This is a genomic window from Chryseolinea lacunae (assembly GCF_016735595.1).
In the GTDB taxonomy this organism is placed as follows: domain Bacteria; phylum Bacteroidota; class Bacteroidia; order Cytophagales; family Cyclobacteriaceae; genus Chryseolinea; species Chryseolinea lacunae.
This window is the reverse complement of the sequence record NZ_JAERRB010000002.1, coordinates 142,187-160,455: the sequence shown is the minus strand read 5'-3', so window position 1 is coordinate 160,455 and position 18,269 is coordinate 142,187. Positions and strand designations below refer to the sequence as shown.

Here is an 18,269-nt window from a genome sequence, read left to right as displayed (position 1 = left end):
ACAAACAGAACGCATGTTAGTGCCCCCAAAATGCGTGAATATTTTATATTCTTGATGGAAAGAGGTACTTTCGGGGCTCGAAACTTTAATCAACATTAGCCAAACATAAAGCAGAGGATGAACAGGAGTGTTTACATTACGAGATTAGCCAGTTTTTTACCAAACGAACCCGTCTCTAACGATGAAATTGAGAGCATACTGGGATTGATCAACAATCAGTCTTCGAAAGCCAAGCCCCTAATCCTGCGTAACAACCAGATCAAGACGCGGTATTACGCATCGGACAAAAAAGGCAATACCACCCACACCAATACAGACCTGACCAGCCTGGCCGTTGAGAAACTGCTGGACAAGGATTTCACCAAAGAACAAATTGAAGTGCTCTCGTGCGGCACCACCACGCCCGATCAAATGCTGCCCGCACACGCGGCCATGGTGCACGGTGTGCTGGGAGGCTATCCCGTAGAAATAAACTCGGCCACAGGTGCTTGCAGCGCGGGCATCCAGGCCATGAAGTTCGGCTACCTGTCGGTGCTTTCCGGCAGTGCCGACAACGCCGTGTGCACAGGTTCGGAACGCTTCTCGAAATGGATGTTGGCCAAATTCTTCAAAGAAGAAGCCGCCAAAGTTTCGCAGCTTGAAGGCGACGGCATCATTGCATTTGAAAAAGACTTTTTGCGCTTCATGTTGTCTGACGGAGCCGGTGCGGCCCTCATGCAATCGAAGCCCAACGCCACCGGCCTTTCGCTGAAAGTGGAGTGGATCGAGCAACGCTCGTTTGCACACGAACTCCCCGCCTGCATGTATTCGGGCGCGGTGAAAGACGGCGATGGAAAATTTATCGGCTGGAGCGACATCGATCAGGAACATTGGACCACCGACTCTGTTTTTGCTATCAAACAAGACACCAAATTGCTGGGCGAATTCATCGTGAAAAAAGGCGGCGAGTTGTTGAAGAAACTCGTGGATGCCAAAAACGTGGATATCGATAACCTTACGTATTTCCTTCCGCACCTGTCGTCACAATATTTTGCGAGCCGCATCGAAAAGGAGCTGACATCGCTGGGCATGATCATTCCCGCCGCCAAGTGGTTCACCAACTTGTCGTGGGTGGGCAACGTGGGCGCGGCCTCGCCCTACCTGATGCTGGAAGAACTTTTCAACTCGGGCAGGCTCAAGAAGGGCGACACGCTGTTGATGATGATCCCCGAAAGCGCGCGCTTCAACTATGCCTATGTGATGCTGACGGTAGTGTAAGCACACCGTTGACGAAGAGAAGGTGTTGACGGCTTGCAGATGACTTTGGAAATTGACCGACCAAATAACCCGTATAGAAAACTGTTAACGCCATGAACCAGGAACAGGTACCCCAGGACAAGGAGAATCTGAACGAAGGCAAACTTGCCAAACTCTACTACGCCACCGACGAAAAAGGTCACTACGTGAAAGTGAACAGCATCGGGTGGGAGCCCGAAACCGTGGCCATGCAACAAGCATGGGACGTGGTGAACGACGACGTGGAAGAAGCCCGGCAAAAAGTGCTGGCCGGCAAAGCCAGTCCGCTGCTATACCAAATCAAAAAGCATATCATGACGCCCGGCATGGTGGCCTCCTATGCCGGCACATTCGGCTTCATGGTGCGCCTTCATTGCCTCCCCTCCTTCTTTGGCCGGCTCAGCAAAAAACAATTGGAGAAATATGCCTACACCTTCCGCATCACGGTGGAAGAACTGACAGATGTTGAACGCTTGAAGAACCCCAAATGATTGTAGACTTCACCCACAAACAATCGGCACATTGCGAAAACGGTGTCGTGTCCAACCTGCTCCGCTTTCACGGCATGGAGTTCGACGAACCCCTGGTGTTCGGCATCGGCTCCGGATTGTTCTTCTCCTACCTCCCCTTCATCCGCGTGAACAGTATCCCTGTGGTTGCCTACCGGATCTGGCCAGGGCAAATTTTCAAACGCTTTTCCGATCGCATCGGCATCCGTGTTGAGCGTCATAAATTCAGCAGCACCGAAAAAGCCATGACCGAGCTCGACAAGATGCTCGACAAAGGTCAGCCCGTGGGCATGCTCACGTCGGTCTATTACCTCGACTATCTTCCCGCGGCCTACCGCTTTCACTTTAACGCTCACAACATCATTGTCTTTGGAAAAAAAGATGGCCGCTATCTGGTGAGCGACCCGGTGATGGAATACACCACCGACATTTCGTATGAAGACCTGGTGCGCGCACGCTTTGCGAAGGGCATGCCCGAGCCCAGCGGCAGAATGTATTATCCCGTGACAGTGCCCGGCGACTTTGAACTGAACAAAGCCATCTGGACGGGCATCAAACAAACCAGCGAGCACATGACGCGCATTCCCATGCCGTTGGTGGGATCGAAAGGCATGAAGTATATGGCCAAGCGTCTTCGTCGCTGGCCCGAGCGCGTGGGCGACCGCAAAGCCATTTTGTGGTTGGGCAACGTGATTCGCATGCAGGAGGAAATCGGCACCGGCGGCGCGGGCTTCCGTTTCATCTATGCGGCATTCCTCGATCAGGCCAGCCAGCGCACCGGCAACCAACAGCTCTTCGATCTTTCACAACGCCTCACCAAGAGCGGCGATGCGTTGCGCGACTTTGCCTACTATGCAGGGCGCGTGTGCAAGAACCGAAAGTCTGACACCAAAACGTTTGTGGAGTTGGGCGACATGCTGGAAGAATGTGCCCGGCAGGAGCACGCGATATTCAATGACCTGTATGACGTGAGCCGATCGAAATGAGCATTGTAGTACGTCTGGATCATCTCACCAAACAATACCTTAAAGCACCCCGGCCTGCCGTGTCGAACATGTCGTTCGAAATTCCGGAGGGCGCTGTGTTTGGCCTGTTGGGACCAAACGGTGCCGGCAAGTCTACCACCGTCATGATGTTGTGCGGCCTTATGCGGCCCGACTCGGGCACGGTGTCGGTGCTGGGACTCGACATGCAGGAGCATGGCGCGGAAGTACGAAAAAAAATCGGCGTCGCCCCTCAGGAGATTGCCTTATTCCCTACCCTTACGGCCCATGAAAACCTGGTTTACTTCGGGCGCATGTATGGCTTGAAGAAAGACGAAATCAAAAGACAGATCGAAAAATACCTGTCGGTGTTTAACCTGCGCGAGAAGGCACACAAACAAGTGGGCACGTTTTCGGGCGGCATGAAAAAACGACTGAACCTTATCGCGGCCCTCCTGCACCAGCCACGCCTCGTTATTCTTGACGAGCCAACGGCCGGGGTAGACGTACAGTCCCGAAACATGATCCTTGATTTTTTGACCGATCTGAAAGCAGAGGGCACGTCCATCATCTATTCGTCGCACGTGCTGGAAGAAGCCGAACGCATCTGCACACACCTGGGCATCATAGACGAAGGCACCGTGTTGCAAACCGGCACCCGCGGACACGTGATGGCGCAGCATCCCGACTGCCAGAACCTGGAACAATTGTTTTTGAAGTTAACCGGTAAAAACATTCGCGATTGAAAATCCTGTCGACCCTCTATAAAGAATTTCTCCTGCTCGCACGCGACCCCGGCGGCATGGCGCTCATCTTCATCATGCCGTTGGCACTGGTGGTGGTGATGGCGTTGGTGCAGGACGCTCCGTTTCGCGACTACCAGGAAATTAAACTTGAAGTGCTATTTGTCGACGCCGATGCCGACTCGCTCAGCGCCAAAATAAAACAAGCCTTTGCCGCTTCGCCCAACGTGAGCCTGGTGATGGAGAAAGATTCGATCGTGGCCAAGAAGCGCGTGCAGGCGGGCGATTTCAAAGCGGCCATCATCATACCCCAAAACACCAGCGCGGCACTGCGCAACAAAACACGTCAGCTCATCACCACGGTGTTTGCCGATTTTGGATTGCCCGCGCAAGCCGACTCCACGCCCTTGCCCGGGGTGGATCTGAAAATACTTTTTGATCCGGCCATCAAAGCAAACTACAAACAGTCGTTGTCGGGCGCTGTCGAAAAAATTATCGCCAATGTGCAAACGGCCTGGGTGCTCGATGAGCTTCAGAGCCAGTTGGGCGAAGGCAAACCCGCACCACCAAAGCGAGATTTCAAGCTCACCGAAATTGTACGCGTGAGCACACAATACGCATCCGAAAATAAATTCCAGGGACTCATGCTCAACTCGGTGCAACACAACGTGCCAGCGTGGACCATGTTCGCCATGTTTTTTATCTTATATCCCCTCGCGGGAAATTTTATTAAGGAACGCGAAGAAGGCAGCATGCTGCGACTGCGACTCATATCGGGCTCACAGTTTCCCGTGATTGCCGGCAAGTTCTCGTTCTACTTTCTGGTGTGCCTCACCCAGTTTGTGATGATGATTGCCGTTGGCATTTTTGTGATGCCATGGCTGGGCCTGAGCAAGCTGGCCCTGGGTGGCGATGCCCTTAACATTTTTATCACGGCTTGCGCCGTGGCGATGGCGGCGACGGGCTATGGTGTGTTGATCGGCGTCTACTTCAAGACGGCCCAGCAGGCATTGTCGTTCGGGTCGGTGTCGGTGGTGATTCTTTCGGCCATTGGCGGAGTTTGGGTGCCGGTGTATGTTATGCCGGAGATTTTACAGTCTCTTAGCCGATTTTCTCCCATGAGTTGGGGCTTGGAATCCTTTAATGACTTATTTTTACGACAGGCATCCATCGGTGTGATCTTGCCCAATGTATTGAAACTCGTTGCCTTCGCCCTGGTGACCTTGCTGGCCAGTGTGGTCATTCACAAGTCGAGGACGGTGGTGTGATTTGGATGAAGAAAGAGATTAAAAACCGAACGACTATAACGGCCGGCCGATCCCCGGGAATGTGAACATAAACATTTCGTTGTCGGCCACCTCAAACGTAATAACATAGGAAAATATAGCATGAGTCAAACGATAGAAGAACTTCAGCTTGAGCTTCGCCAGGAACTTGTAAAACAATTGAACCTGGAAGACATGATCCCCGCCGACTTCAACGAGAACACACCGCTGTTTGGCGAAGGACTTGGCCTGGATTCCATCGACTCGCTCGAGCTGGTGGTGTTGCTGGACCGGAACTACGGCATTAAGCTGAAAGATCCGAAAGAAGGGCGACACGTATTTCAAAGCATCCGCACCATGGCGGAATACATTCAGAAAAACCGGGTGCAGGCATGAGTCAACGTGTGTTCATCACAGGTTTTGGCATCATCACATCCATCGGAAAAAACACAGCAGAAAACGTACAATCTCTTCTTCACCGCCGGTGTGGTTTTGGCGAATTGAATGTGCTTGACACCATTCACGGCAAGACTTTGCCCGCGTGTGAGATCAAGCTGTTCAACGCAGAACTTTGTGCCCTGGCCGGCGTGGCCGAAGGCAAGGGCTACACACGCACAGCGTTGCTGGGGCTGATCGCCTTGCAGGAAGCGATCCAGTCGGCATCGCTCTCTCCGGCCGAAGTGCAGCAGGCAGGCTTGCTGTCGTCGACCACCACGGGAGGTATTCGCGAATTTGAACGTCATTTTTATGAACTGATGGATCCCACACAAGCGGGCGACTTTGTTCAGTATACCGACACAGCCAATCCCGGCGAACACGGCGAGCGTTTGGCCGACGCGGTGGGCATCAAGAAATACATCGCTACACTCAGCACGGCATGTTCGTCGTCGGCAAACTCCATCATGCAGGGCGCACAGCTCATCAAACACGGCAAGCTGGAGCGCGCCATCTGCGGCGGCACCGAGGCATTGTCGCGCTTCACCATCAACGGCTTCAACTCGCTGATGATTGTTGACCCCCAACATTGCCGACCGTTCGACAACACACGCAAAGGACTCAACCTTGGCGAAGGTGCCGCGTTTGTGGTGCTGGAAGGTGAAGACGCCCTGGCCAAAAGCAAGAAACAACCCCTTGCCGAATTGAAAGGGTATGGCAACGCCAACGATGCCTTCCATCAAACGGCTTCCTCGCCCGAAGGCACGGGCGCGTTCAACGCCATGCGCCTCGCGCTCGACATGGGCGGCATTGCTCCTGCCGACGTGGACTACATCAACGCGCACGGCACGGCCACCGAAAATAACGACCTGTCGGAAGGTTTTGGCATTCAAAAACTTTTCGGTGACACGGTGCCGTTGTTCAGCTCCACCAAGCCCTACACCGGCCACACGCTGGCCGCGGCCGGTAGCATCGAAGCGGTCTATTGCCTCCTGGGACTGCAACATCGCGTGGTGTGGCCCAACTTAAATTTTAATGAACAAATGCCCGAGCTCTCTGTTTCCCCCGTTAGAGAACTGAAGCAAAACGTGACGTTGAAGCAAATGCTGTCAAACTCGTTTGGCTTTGGCGGCAACACATCATCACTCCTTATCGCAGCGGTCTGATCTATGACGGGAAATATGCAGTATTACATTCAGGGCATCGGAATGATTTCTCCCCAGAAGACATTCGACAACCAGCTTTTCCTGGATGAAATCTCCACCTACGATCAGAATGTGCTCACCAGTGTGGTGCCCGATTTTAAGGCCTACATCAATCCCATACAACTTCGCCGTCTCAGCCGCATGTTGCGTATCGGGCTGGCCTCGGCCACCATTTGTCTTCGCGACGCCGGCATCGACAAACCCGACGGCATCATCACGGCCACAGGCTATGGCTTCCTGGATGAGACCGAAAAGTTTCTCCGCGAAATGCTGGAGCTGAAAGAAAAGCAGCTCACCCCCACACACTTCATGCAAGGCACCTACAACGCCCTCGCCGGATTGGAAGCGGTGACCATCAAATGCATGGGCTACAACAATACCTACGTGAGCAAAGGCTTTGCGTTCGAGAATGCCTTGCAAGACGCGATGATGCACATCGCCGAAAACGAAACAGCACATTTCCTGGTTGGCTCCTACGACGAAGCAGCTTCGGTGCAGTTCATTGCCAGCATCCGCGAACATCATTATAAGACTGAAAAAATTTCCAACCTCGACCTGTTCAACACACCTACCCTCGGCACCATCCAGGGCGAAGGCTCGGCATTCTTCGATTTAACGGGCGTGCAAACCGACAACACGTGGTGCGTCCTGAAAGATTCACGCATGGTGTATCGCCCCGAAACAACCGACGAGCTTGCTGTTGAGCTCCGGCAATTTCTGAAGGAGAATGACCTGACACTGGAGGATGTTGATGTATGGATCAACGGCATCACCGGCGATGCCACACGCGATGCGCGTCTGAAAGAACTTGAGACACGCGAATTGAAAGCACTTCCCCAGGTGCGCTATAAACACCTGAGCGGCGACTATTGCACGGCCACGTCGTTTGCCCTGTGGCTGGGTGCTTCGATGCTGAAGAAGCAACACATCCCCGACATTGTGAAGGTGAATGGATTTGAAATGCCGAAAGAAATTCGCACCGTGCTGTCTGTGAACCACTACATGGACCGGAACTATTCGTTCCAGTTGTTGCACCGCGCGGTGTAGTGCCTACGCGCCTTCCTTGTTGTTGCCGGCTTCTTTTAACAAGCGCACCGACATGAACCCCAGAATGGCGATGACCAACACCACCGCTCCCCAGATGAACGCCGTTGATGTGAAAAACGTGGGTGTGCCCTCCACTTTTGTTTTTTGTTTCAGCAACGTGATGTTGCCAGCCGAAAGCACAGGTGGTTGCTGTGGAATGCTGTCGCGGAAAAAGGCAAGATCGTAGCTGGGGCTGCCGAGTGTTTCTTCACCAACTTTCAACGTATAGGAATCGCCTTTCTTCAGATAGGCTGTGAGGTAGCGGTTCAGCTGATAGGGTTTGGCCACATCCACCTTGAGCGGAGGATTGTCGCGGTTGTCGATGACCAGCAAAAACGTTTTCACTTTCATGGCGGGAAGCTCAAGGCTGGTGACGTGACGTGAGTTCAATTCTATTTCCTCGATGCTGTTGTAGTACGTTTCTGTTTTTCCTTTTTTGTTTGTGCGTTGGCGCACGTCATAGAGCACGGCCTGGCGCAGAAAATACGGTGATCCTTTTAAAGCCAACTCCAGTTTGTCAACACGGCGGGCTGTATCGAAGTGAAGCGTGACGTAGGTTTTTTTCTCTCCGGCCTTCTCACGCTGAAACATTTCTTTCACGGGCACTGCCGTGTATTTGCCTTCTTCCTGACGGTCTTCAAAATAGCCGGCGTTGAGAATGTTGAGTGGCGCGCTGGTGGAGTCGGCGATGCGCAGCGAATAGTAGCGATAGTTGCTCATGGGAAAATCCACGATCTTGATTTCGGATGTGCCGCTGGCGTTCGTTGATGGATAGAGCATGAAATGTTGCTTCAGCGCAAACCAATGTTCCTTGTCGTCGCTGCCCAGCAGGGTGGCTTCCTTCGACACGTCAGCATTTTTGATGACGAGCTGGATGGAGTTGAGCAGACTTTGCTTGGGATTGTGCAGCATGAGCGAGGTGCAGCATCCCTCCTCCTGTTTCTTTTCCAGAATCTCGTAGGGTCTGAACTGCATGGAATAGACATGCGGCTTTTCTTCGCGCACAAGAAATGGAATTTCATGTCCTTGTCCGTCCACAATCCGCACGTTGCCCAGCGACTCGGTGAGGTAGGCAGCCAACGCAGGAGAAACGGGCACTTCATAGAAACCATCGTTTTCTACCGGGGGCAAGGGTGCCTCTGCCACAAACACCGGGGCCTGCGCCAGCGCGATGGACGTTGACAGAATTGTCGCTATCAAAAATGAGATCTGTTTCATACTTCTTCTTCCGTTGGCGTTTCGAGGGGAGCATCGGGTGGTGTTGTTGCGGGCAATTCGTCGGCCAGCAACAGTTTTTTCAAACGCTGATACATGAACGACACCACCAGCAGCAGCACACCCAGTGAAATGAAGGCCGCAATTTTTCCACCTTCCGAAATGCCGCGAATGTCGACAAAGAAAAGTTTCAGCAGGGTGATGAGGAAGAGCGTGAGCGAGATGATGCGCAGGTGTTTTTTCTTCAGCTTCAGTCCCACGGCAATGAGCAGGAACGACGTGATGCCCCACAGGATGGGATAGCCGATCTTATGGTTTTGGGTGAGAATGTCGTCGATGTAGTCGCCGGGCGAATAGGCCGCCATCACCACTACGTGGTCGAGTTCGGCGCTGGCCACGAACACAAAAAAGAAAACATAGAACCACGAGTAGGCATTATAGGTCTGGTCGTTGAACACCTTCATGTGTTGGATTTTGCGCAGGCTCAACACCGCCACCACCAGCAACACCGCCACCAGCACGTAGTGAAAAATGAAACCGGTGATGGGGGCACCGTTTTCCAGATATTCGTTGCGTGCCATCACGCTTTGTCCCTGATAGAACAACAAATACATCAGAATGGCCAGCACGCCCAGGAAAGGCGGCAGCGGCTCGGCTTCCTTCGGCAACGGCAGTCGTTTTGCGCTCAGCAGCAACCCGGCGATAAACATCATGTTGTAGCAACCGATCACAATGTTCTGTGCCGAATAGGCCACTTCGTTTGCAATGAGGTGATAGCGCAGTTCCAGCAGTTGTGAGAAATACAAAACCAAAATGCCACCAAACGTTAATATCGCGCTGTAGATCTTAACATTCTCCTGCGACTCGCTCTTTTCGAACTTCAGCAGGTAGAGGGTGAGGCCAATGGACATCAGCGACACAATGCCGGTGATATATCCTTTATTGAAAATGATGCGCAGCGTTTGTTCATTGTTGTCGTCGAGGTAAATCTGTCCCCAGTCCATGAGCAGACTGATCGCCATCAGTCCCATGATGATGACGGCGGTGAGCTTCATTAAACGAATGCCCGACTTTTGCGAAAGCCACAGCAGCAACACGGCTTCGGCTGCCCAGAACAGGGTGATGTAGTTGCCTTCCAGCTGAACAGGTGCCGCGAGACTGATGAACGTGAGCACCAACCCGATGAGAAGATAGACCAGGTTCTTGTCCACGCGTGAGCTTTTGAAAAGCGTGTAAGCAAAAATGAAATTAAAAATACCCAGACAGGCCGTGAACAATCCTTTGAACGGTTCGCCATGTGCGTTGTTCAGGATAACCATGCCGGCGCCATAGTAGAAAAATGTCGTGCTCAGCAACAGTGAAATTTCGAGCGCGGCAAACGCCGTTCGCTTGCGCAGGTTATTGATCATGTTCATGGCAAAGAACACCAGATAGAACAGCGTGGCAAAGATCAACGCACCCACAATCATGGAAGGTTTCTCGCCATCGAAACGCGCACCCAGCCAGGAGCCAAACAGCAGGATGGTGAACACGTAGCAGATGATGTTGACGATGTTCCATTTTTTATAATACGCCAACACCAGCATCCCGCCGTCGAGAATGAGGATATAGATGAACAGCACAATGTAGTTTCCTTCGCCCGTGCTCACCATGAACGGCGAAGCAAAACCACCGAGTATGGAGAGTACGGCCAGCTCTTTGCGATCGTAGCCCAGCGAAAGCATCACGGCAAACGCGGTGATCACCACCATCAGAATGAATGCTGCCGTCTGCGAAAATATCTGATATTCATGAAAGGCAATGGCAATGGTTAGATACAAGATTGCCACACCGCCACCCACCAGCACGGAGCTGAATGCGGCGAACGTTTTGCGCATGCGATGCGCCACGCCCAGCAAAATGCCACCACACAAAATGCCGATGAACACACGGCCAATCTCACTGATCCAGTCCTGGTCGATGGCATACTTCACAAAGAAGCCAATGCCCAACACCAAAATGCCGATACCAATTTTGTTTGCGAGGTTCTCGCCGATAAACTTTTCAAGATCCGGGTTGCGTTCAAAAAAGCCAGGCTCTTTGGGCTTGGGTGGAGCCGGAGGTGCAGGGGGACGGCGAACGGGGTCGCGCGAAGGCGGCGCCACAATAACCGGTGGCTTTGGTTCCATTGCAGCGGGTGTGACCACGGGAGGCGGCACGGGTTGTTTCGGTGCCACGTCTTCTTTTGCTTCCGGTGGCCGGGTGGGCTCCAGGATAGAATCTTTTTCCACCACGGGCACAACGCGCTTCGCGGCTGCCTGTGGCATCACAATGTCTTCGAAAGCCGAACGCACCGGTGGCGTTGGGGGCAGCGGTTGCTGACGCGGCGCCTTCTTCAGCTCGTCAGAAAGTGCATCGATCCGTTTTTGCAACGCATCGAGCTGATTCTTTACAGAGCTTTTTAGATTGACAATTAAAACGAGGATGATGACGGCCAGAACAAAAAAAACGGCTTCCATAGACTTGGGTTAGTACGCAATATTAAGTCGAAATGCTTTACGGTTTGCTACATCATGCACAATCAACCCTGCCCCGTTTTCGCCGGAGGCATGACACATGTTGCGTGAATACGTAAACAGGAGCAAAATGATGTATAAATTAAAAAAAAGAATTTGAGCTTGTTTCAGACAGGTCGCGAAGTTCAGGGAGGCGCTTATGCCCGTTCATTAAAATCCATCGTCGCTCTCTTTTTTCTTCTCTTCGTCCTTCTTCTTGATGGTGGCCGTGCCGTCGCTGAAACTATAGGGCACATCGTTGCCAAAATATTCGCGGCGGAACCGGTTGATGAACGACAACGTTTCGTCGTCGCTGCCCGGAATGAAGGCCACTTCGCCAATCTTGGCTTTGCCCGCATTTGATTTCTTGGAGATGATGGAATTGAATTCGGAGTTCGACGAGTGCACCAGCAAGCGGTTGTCTTCAAAACCAAAGAAATACCATGCCTCGGGCGACGCTTTGAAGAACACGTTGAACACCGGCGAACCGTCTTCATTCTTTTTCACTTCCATGAAACCTTCAAACGCTCCGTTAATATCGTTGCGGCCCACGTTCGACATGCCCAGCGGTCCTTCGCTGTAGAACGCTTTGTGTTTGGGCGACCACTTCAGGTTCACGTTCGAGAACACCATGGGCTTGGCCAGTGGCGCAAGTGTGCTCAATGATACATAGCCTTGCAAACTACGCTGTTCAAAATCTTTCACGGCTTTTTCGCCCAGGAAGTCCGCAATCTTATAGAGCAACTCGGTCTGGTCGCCAAGGCCCTCGTCGGCGCCTTCGTTTTTAATGACGTCCTGAATCTGTTTGCCCATGAGGTCGAATGCCGGCACAGGCACGTTGGAGTCGATCATCACAAAAGAGTTCATCTTGATCTCGTTTGTTTCCATGTTGCCCTGGCCCAGCGCCGAAGCCGTCACGTTAAAATCTTTGCTGCCTTTGAAGAGGTTAATGGCGCCTTCGAAGCGCACCTGCATGTTCGCGTCTTTGTAGGCAAATACTTTTCCCGACAGTTTGTTGCCAGCGGCTTTCTCCAAATCCTCGATCTTGAATTCGAGCGACGCCGTGTCGTAGTAGAGCCTGCCGCTCGGGAGGAAAAAGTCTTCGTCGTCGTCCGATTTTTTGTCGGTCATGAAGGTAATGTACAAGTCGTTGTCCGCGCCCACGTGCAGGCCGGCATTTACGCGCTTGCTTTCTTCGGTGATGGCGTTGTCGAAGTCGATGGCCACCGTGGTTTCATCACCCGTTTGGGAATATTGAATCCAGGTGTTGGCGCCTTTAATCTTTTTGATGTCGAGTTTCACAAAGCCCGACAGTTGCAACGCCGGTCGCGTGGCATACATGATCATGTCGCCTTTGTAGAACATGCCCGCACCCAATACCAGGTTTTCTTTGTCAGACACGGCACCCGTAGCCACGGTTTGCATGCTGGCGGCCGACGACTTGCGTCGCGACGAGCGTTTGGTTTGTTCCACCTCCGTGATGGGCTCAAGGTGGAAGTTGGTCATCTTGATGGCAAAGGTGTCCTGCAACAGGTTCACATATTGATAGGTGGCATAGCCGGCAAATTCTTTCCGCGACACGATGTCCACAACGCCTTCGGTGAGGCGGTGATAGCCGTTGAGGGTGTCGAGCACGATGGTGGTGTTTTTCAGCGTTCCGATCTTGGCGTTTTCAAGGATCAACACTTCGTTGTTTTCGGGTGTGATCTTGGCATCGGCCACAATGATATAGGGAATGCCGCTCACCTTCAGCTCCTGTGTCTTCAGGTTATATTCGGCGCTTTCGGCAAGGAAGTTCAGCGAGTCGAGGTCTTTGCGGGTCGTGTAGAAGTAGGAGTTCTCCAGCGGCACAGCCGGATCTTTGCTCATGGTGATTTTTTGTGCGTTCAGATCCCAGCGCATTTTCGGGATAGAGGTTTTGAACTGCGCGAACGGGAACGCGATGGCGGCCACCCCTTCCACTTCGGGGCTCACGTCGGCGTAGTTTTGTTCGAGGTTAAATTTCAGGCGGATGTCGTTACCCTGCAACAAAGGCTTTTCGGGATCGTCCGATTTTACTTTGAAGCGTGCGTGGCGTGCACCAAAATCTTTTGCCGTGAAGTTCATGGCGCGCGATATGAGTTCCGTGCCCCGCGTCTCCAGCTTTCCGGCACCGGCCACACCTTCCTTCGATATGGTCACAGTGCCTTGCATCTGCGCCGTGGAGTCGTAGAAGCTGAAGGGCGCTTTCATGTTTTTGAATTTCATCTGGTCGCTTTTCGGATACCACTTCATCTGGTAGTCGGTGAGCGATGCGTTGGGGAAGTCTATGCCGCCAAATTGTTTTTCCTTGATCACGGCATGCATACCGCGGGCCAGCACCGAGTCGGGATAGAACACAATGTCGTTCGACGTGGCCGATGCAGCCAGGTAGTCTACGTGCCCCGTGCCCCGCAATCCGCGGTTGTTCATGGTGAGTGAGCCGTGCATTTTTCCTTCGCCCTGATAAAGCTGGTAGCCGGTCTTCGGAATGATGTGATCAAACCCCAACGACTTGTCGGGTTGCGTATGCAGTTTCTCTTTAAAGCTTGGGAACATGCCGCTCACAAACGTACCGTCGAAGTTGATAGACGCCGGGTCGGCGTTGTTCAAGCTGTCGAGTTTGAAAGGTGGCACCACAAAAAACATGGACCGGTCGTAGGCGCCGCCCAACACTTCTTCGCGATCAAAATAAATTACACCACCTGCTGCAGCGTCGAGTCGCGGGTAGTGCGACAGTTTTCGTTTACCCGATTTATTGTTGGCTTTACTGATGAACAGCGTGCCCGACGATTTCTGAGAGGTGTCTAACCCGCCGGCCGCGGCCGCCGTGGAGTCGGTGCCCACCATGGAGTTGTTGATCTTTCGCCTGATGCTTTGCCCCTTGGCGTTGGTTTCGGTCACATAAAAATTGATGGAGTCGATGTGCGTGAGGCTGATGTAGAAGCTGTCGTATTTCAGCATGAAGCCTTTCCCGCTGATCTCGAAGTTTCCGGCGTTGATCGTACCGTCGAACTTGATGTCGCGATTTTGCAACAGGGTGATCACACTGCTGTCCGGATCGATGCGCACGTTCAGCGAGTCGCTCACTTTGAATTCCTCCACGCCGCGCACCACCATATACTTCTTGTTGAAGTTCAATGAAGCGTTGGGGAAGCTGTCGATCACGGAGTGGATCTTCAGGTTGTCATAGTCCATCTCGCCGCGGTAAGCTTTATAGAGGAGGATGGCTTTTTCCTTCACGTGCACCACGTCGGTTTTGGGCGAGTAGGTGATCAATCCTTTTTCGCTGAGAAATTCGATGGCCGCTTTCACGTCGCTCATTTTCTTTCCCGAGAAGCTGGCGAGGTCGCCCGAATAAAAATCGCGCACCTTGTTTTTCATACAATAGTTTGCCACCAGTGCCAGCGGGTGAAACGTGAAACCCTGCCCTTTCAGCAAGCGAAAATCTTCGGGATCATAAAAGTCGACCGACTCAATCACCATGGGCACGGTGTTGCTTCCGCCGTCGATGAGAATGTCGAGGCTGTCGGTATACATATCCCAACGGATCACGTCGGCGGCAAAGTCTATGCTGAAGAACGAGGCCGAATAGGGTGTGTGCTTCATGCCGCTCTTGTCTTTGCGGAGGGTGAGGCGCTGCACACTGTCCTTGCCAAAAGCATACTTCATGCGCACCATCGAGTGCGTGAGCGAGTCGCCCTGCATCGGGATATTGACGTTCGATTTTTGGGCGATGATGGTGGAGTCGGTGAATGCAAAGTCGGGCGAGCGCGCAATGAACTTCAGCTCACCGTTGTGCGACACCTCGATGGTGGACGGATCGCCGGTGACCGATGCGCTTGAAATTTTGCGGCCGGTCAACGAAAAGCCTCCTCTGTATTTCACGTTCTCGTCGCCAATGCCTTTGATGGCGAGGTTGTTTTGAAACGACCGGAACCGTGGGTAGGTAGACGGCACCGAATCTTTGCGGGCCTGCGACTTGAACTCGAACGTGCCGGGAATATAGCCGGGTGTCTTGCCGAGGTAGTTCAGCTTCACCAGGTCGGATTTAAATTCCGGTTTGTTCACATTAAAGTTGTAGGCGGTGAGGTTGCACGACACGCTGTCGGCATTCAGGTGGGCCGGCGACCAATCGAATGAACCTTCGTCGCCCACAAACACGGCGGTTCGCAGCGACAACATGCCTTTGGTGTTTTTGAGGAATACGGAATCGTATTTCGTTACAAAATTCAGCGTCACGCGGTTGAAGCGAATCACGGCGCCTTCCACGATGGGTTGGGGTGGCGGACTCATCCACAGTGGCGGTGCTTCGGCATAGGCTGTGTCGGCCGGCGCGTCGGGATCGGAAGAAGGCGAAACCAGCGGATCGTTGTAGGGTGTATCGTTCGATGAGCCGGTGCTGGTGGTGTCGTTCAGATCGATGACGGGCGCGGGCGTTATGTAGTCGAAGGCATAGTCGTCGTCGCGGGCATAGAGGCGAAACGATTTTTCGTAGTGCAGGGCGTGGTGCTGAAAGAACGTGTTGCTCAATTGCAGGAAGTTGGCGGCTTTTGCCACCGGTTCATTCTCGATGACCTGCCCGGCCACTTTCAGGAAGCCGTCGATGCGCGAGGCATCCGCTTTCTCAACCGCCACCGCGTTGGCAATAGCGCCGAAGTAGTTCACCATGTGCGGGCGCAGGGCATACTTCTTTTTTTTCATGCGGCGCACCTGCTTCTGAATGGTGTTTTGCTGGTCGGGACCCAGGCTGTTCCAGGCCGCTCCAAAGCTGCCGCCGATCACGGAGGCATCCACATTGCGGGTGTTTTCCAGCACAATGCGCACACTGTCGGGAAAGCTGAGGGGAATAGAAGTGTCTGGTTTCTTTTGGGCCACCGCAAAGGCTGCTGGCAAAAGAAAAGCGATTAAAAAATATGTTCTGATTTGCTTCACAGAAAATCTAAACCCTGAAATTCGGAAATAATGTGATAATAAACTAAGGACCATCCTGCTCCAAAACGACGATGTAAGAAAAAACGTGTAAAGGCTCGCTAAAAAGGGTTTGAAACAGGTTTTTTGGAGGTCAGGAGGCCGAATGGGTGAAGCTGTTGCGAAAGAAATCGTCCACATATTTCTTGTAGTTCACCCCGATGGGCAGGGCGACCTGGTCCACAAAAACATCTTCGGCATTATAGGCCGTGATCTTCTCGATGTTCACGATGAAGGAGCGGTGGATGCGCACAAAGCCGGGTCCCAAAAGCTTCTCCATTTCGGCGGTGCTCATCTTGGTCACCACCTTGCCGCGGGTGGTGTGGAGATACACATATTCGCGCATGCTTTCCACAAAAAGGATGTCGTTGAACATCACCTTGGTCATGGTCTTCTTCACGTTGAAAAACGCAAAGCTCTTGTCGGCCGACGAGTGGGTCTTGCTGTTAAATTGTTGCACCGTGGCAGGGTCGGGCCGGGTGGCAATGCGGTTCACGGCTTTCAGAAAGCGGTCGAACGAAAAGGGTTTCATCAGATAGTCGCGCACGTCAAGCTCGAAGGCTTCGATGGCATATTGCGAGTAGGCCGACGTGATGATGACCTGCGGTGGGTCTTTGATGATTTTGAGAAACTCAAGCCCCGTGAGCGTAGGAATCTGGATGTCGAGGAAGATGAGGTCTACTTCATTTTTCTTCAGGTAGTCGAGGGCCGACACGGCGTCGTCGAACACGGCGGCCAGTTTGATCCACTCGGTTTTTTGCAGAAAAGATTTCAGCACCTCCTGGGCGGGCTTTTCATCTTCAATCACAATGCAGGTGATGTCAGGCATAGGCTACGGATTGCAAAGACGGAATGGACAACGAAACAACATACTGGTCCTGCGAATCGTCTACTTCCAGGCTATACGTTTTTCCATAGAGCAGCTCCAGTTGGCGGCGGATGTTGGAGATGCCGTGGCCGCGTTTGTGGCCGTTGCGATGAAACGTCGGTTCTTCCTTGTCGTTGGCGATGCGCAGACGCAATGTATCACCTTCTCCGCGAATGACAATGTCGATGGCAATCTGGCCGCGTTTATGACTGAGCGTGTGTTTGAAACTGTTTTCCACAAAGGGAAGAAAAATGAGCGGCGACAGCATCATGTGCGGGTTGATGTCTTCCACCACCAGCTTCACGTGCAGGCGGGCGCCGTGCCGGAGTTCTTCGAGCGCAATGAAGTCGCGCACCACTTTGATTTCGTGCTGGATGGGGATGAGCGGCTTCTGGCATTCGTCGAGCATGAAGCGAAGGAGGTTAGACAAATGCAGTACCACCTGCTGGGCCTTGCCCGAGTCCTGGATGGTTTCCGAATACAGGGTGTTCAGGGTATTGAACAGGAAGTGCGGGTGCATCTGTGCCTTGAGAAATCCCAGCTCGGCGGTTTTCTTTTCTTCGACAAGCGCTTCATTTTTTTGCTGAAGCTCAGTCTTGTTTTTGATGAGCTTGATGGCAATGGCCATGCTGATGACCACCATGGACTGAAGAATTTCAGAGAGGACGCGACGAAAATCCCACACGTCGAAGTCGAGCACCTGGTTGGGGTCGAGCAATGGACCGAGAATGTAGTAGCGATAGAATCGCACGCCTACCCCAAGATAGATCATCATGCCGATGATCCAGAGAAACAATTGCCCCTTGTCGCGCTCGCGCGAATATTTTGGAATGAGGTAGTAGATAAAGAAGTAGGCGGCCAGCGCGATGAGGGGGATGCGGAACAGGATTTTGTTCACCTCCACCGCGTTGATTTCGGTGTTCACAGAAACGATGAGCAGGTAGTTGGCAATGTCGGTGACCCAAAACAACACGTGTCGTGCAATCCGGACGGCCGGACGATTGCTGTAGATCAGGGTGGTGAAAAGGCTCATGAATGAATCGACGAAAGAAGTTTCAAAATACGAAAGAAAAAACATCATCCTTCCGGCGCGCCACCGGATATGGCGCTGCGCCGCACCAATTGGAACTTGCCATGGCCCAATCGGGGTCATCCGCCAAAA

Annotated in this window: 13 protein-coding genes; 8 read left to right on the top strand and 5 right to left on the bottom strand. The window is 52.7% G+C overall.

Going from position 1 to position 18,269, the window contains the following annotated elements; genetic code table 11:
- Positions 1 to 117 precede the first annotated feature (117 nt).
- From darB to JI741_RS06420, 8 genes are all read left to right on the top strand, one after another.
- A complete protein-coding gene (darB, locus tag JI741_RS06455) occupies positions 118 to 1,257 on the top strand; it encodes a dialkylresorcinol biosynthesis protein DarB (protein WP_202008229.1) in 1,140 nt (379 codons plus the stop codon).
- 92 nt (positions 1,258 to 1,349) lie between these two features.
- On the top strand, positions 1,350 to 1,766 hold the full coding sequence (locus JI741_RS06450) for a DarG family dialkylresorcinol biosynthesis protein (protein WP_202008228.1): 417 nt from the start codon (positions 1,350 to 1,352) through the stop codon (positions 1,764 to 1,766).
- Positions 1,763 to 2,770: a BtrH-related acyltransferase DarH gene (gene darH / locus JI741_RS06445; RefSeq protein ID WP_202008227.1), complete on the top strand. Its 1,008-nt coding sequence runs from the start codon at positions 1,763 to 1,765 to the stop codon at positions 2,768 to 2,770. Before JI741_RS06450 ends, darH begins: the two co-directional genes overlap by 4 nt.
- Positions 2,767 to 3,513 carry an ABC transporter ATP-binding protein gene (locus tag JI741_RS06440; RefSeq protein WP_202008226.1) on the top strand — a complete coding sequence of 249 codons (747 nt, stop codon included), beginning with the start codon at positions 2,767 to 2,769 and terminating at the stop codon, positions 3,511 to 3,513. Before darH ends, JI741_RS06440 begins: the two co-directional genes overlap by 4 nt.
- A complete protein-coding gene (locus JI741_RS06435) occupies positions 3,510 to 4,778 on the top strand; it encodes an ABC transporter permease (protein ID WP_202008225.1) in 1,269 nt (422 codons plus the stop codon). Before JI741_RS06440 ends, JI741_RS06435 begins: the two co-directional genes overlap by 4 nt.
- Positions 4,779 to 4,898: 120 nt before the next feature.
- Positions 4,899 to 5,171, top strand: coding sequence for a phosphopantetheine-binding protein (locus JI741_RS06430; protein WP_202008224.1), 273 nt, complete (start codon positions 4,899 to 4,901; stop codon positions 5,169 to 5,171).
- Entirely contained in the window at positions 5,168 to 6,376 is a 1,209-nt protein-coding gene (locus JI741_RS06425; protein WP_202008223.1) for a beta-ketoacyl-[acyl-carrier-protein] synthase family protein, read from the top strand. The genes JI741_RS06430 and JI741_RS06425 overlap by 4 nt, the downstream gene beginning before the upstream one ends.
- Positions 6,377 to 6,379: 3 nt before the next feature.
- Positions 6,380 to 7,462 carry a beta-ketoacyl synthase chain length factor gene (locus tag JI741_RS06420; RefSeq protein WP_202008222.1) on the top strand — a complete coding sequence of 361 codons (1,083 nt, stop codon included), beginning with the start codon at positions 6,380 to 6,382 and terminating at the stop codon, positions 7,460 to 7,462.
- Between the two features lie 3 nt (positions 7,463 to 7,465).
- On the opposite strand, the gene JI741_RS06415 is transcribed toward JI741_RS06420, so the two are convergent.
- The 5 genes from JI741_RS06415 to JI741_RS06395 all read right to left on the bottom strand — a co-directional run bounded on the left by JI741_RS06415 (position 7,466) and on the right by JI741_RS06395 (position 18,140).
- On the bottom strand, positions 7,466 to 8,719 hold the full coding sequence (locus JI741_RS06415; RefSeq protein WP_202008221.1) for a hypothetical protein: 1,254 nt from the start codon (positions 8,717 to 8,719) through the stop codon (positions 7,466 to 7,468).
- Complete coding sequence (locus JI741_RS06410; RefSeq protein ID WP_236675924.1) at positions 8,716 to 11,214, bottom strand: DUF2339 domain-containing protein; 2,499 nt, start codon at positions 11,212 to 11,214, stop codon at positions 8,716 to 8,718. Before JI741_RS06410 ends, JI741_RS06415 begins: the two co-directional genes overlap by 4 nt.
- A 207-nt stretch (positions 11,215 to 11,421) precedes the next feature.
- Entirely contained in the window at positions 11,422 to 16,164 is a 4,743-nt protein-coding gene (locus JI741_RS06405) for a hypothetical protein (protein WP_202008220.1), read from the bottom strand.
- A 169-nt stretch (positions 16,165 to 16,333) separates the two neighbouring features.
- Positions 16,334 to 17,068, bottom strand: a complete 735-nt coding sequence (locus tag JI741_RS06400; RefSeq protein ID WP_202008219.1) for a LytR/AlgR family response regulator transcription factor — start codon at positions 17,066 to 17,068, stop codon at positions 16,334 to 16,336.
- Positions 17,061 to 18,140, bottom strand: coding sequence for a sensor histidine kinase (locus JI741_RS06395; protein ID WP_202008218.1), 1,080 nt, complete (start codon positions 18,138 to 18,140; stop codon positions 17,061 to 17,063). The genes JI741_RS06400 and JI741_RS06395 overlap by 8 nt, the downstream gene beginning before the upstream one ends.
- Positions 18,141 to 18,269 lie beyond the last annotated feature (129 nt).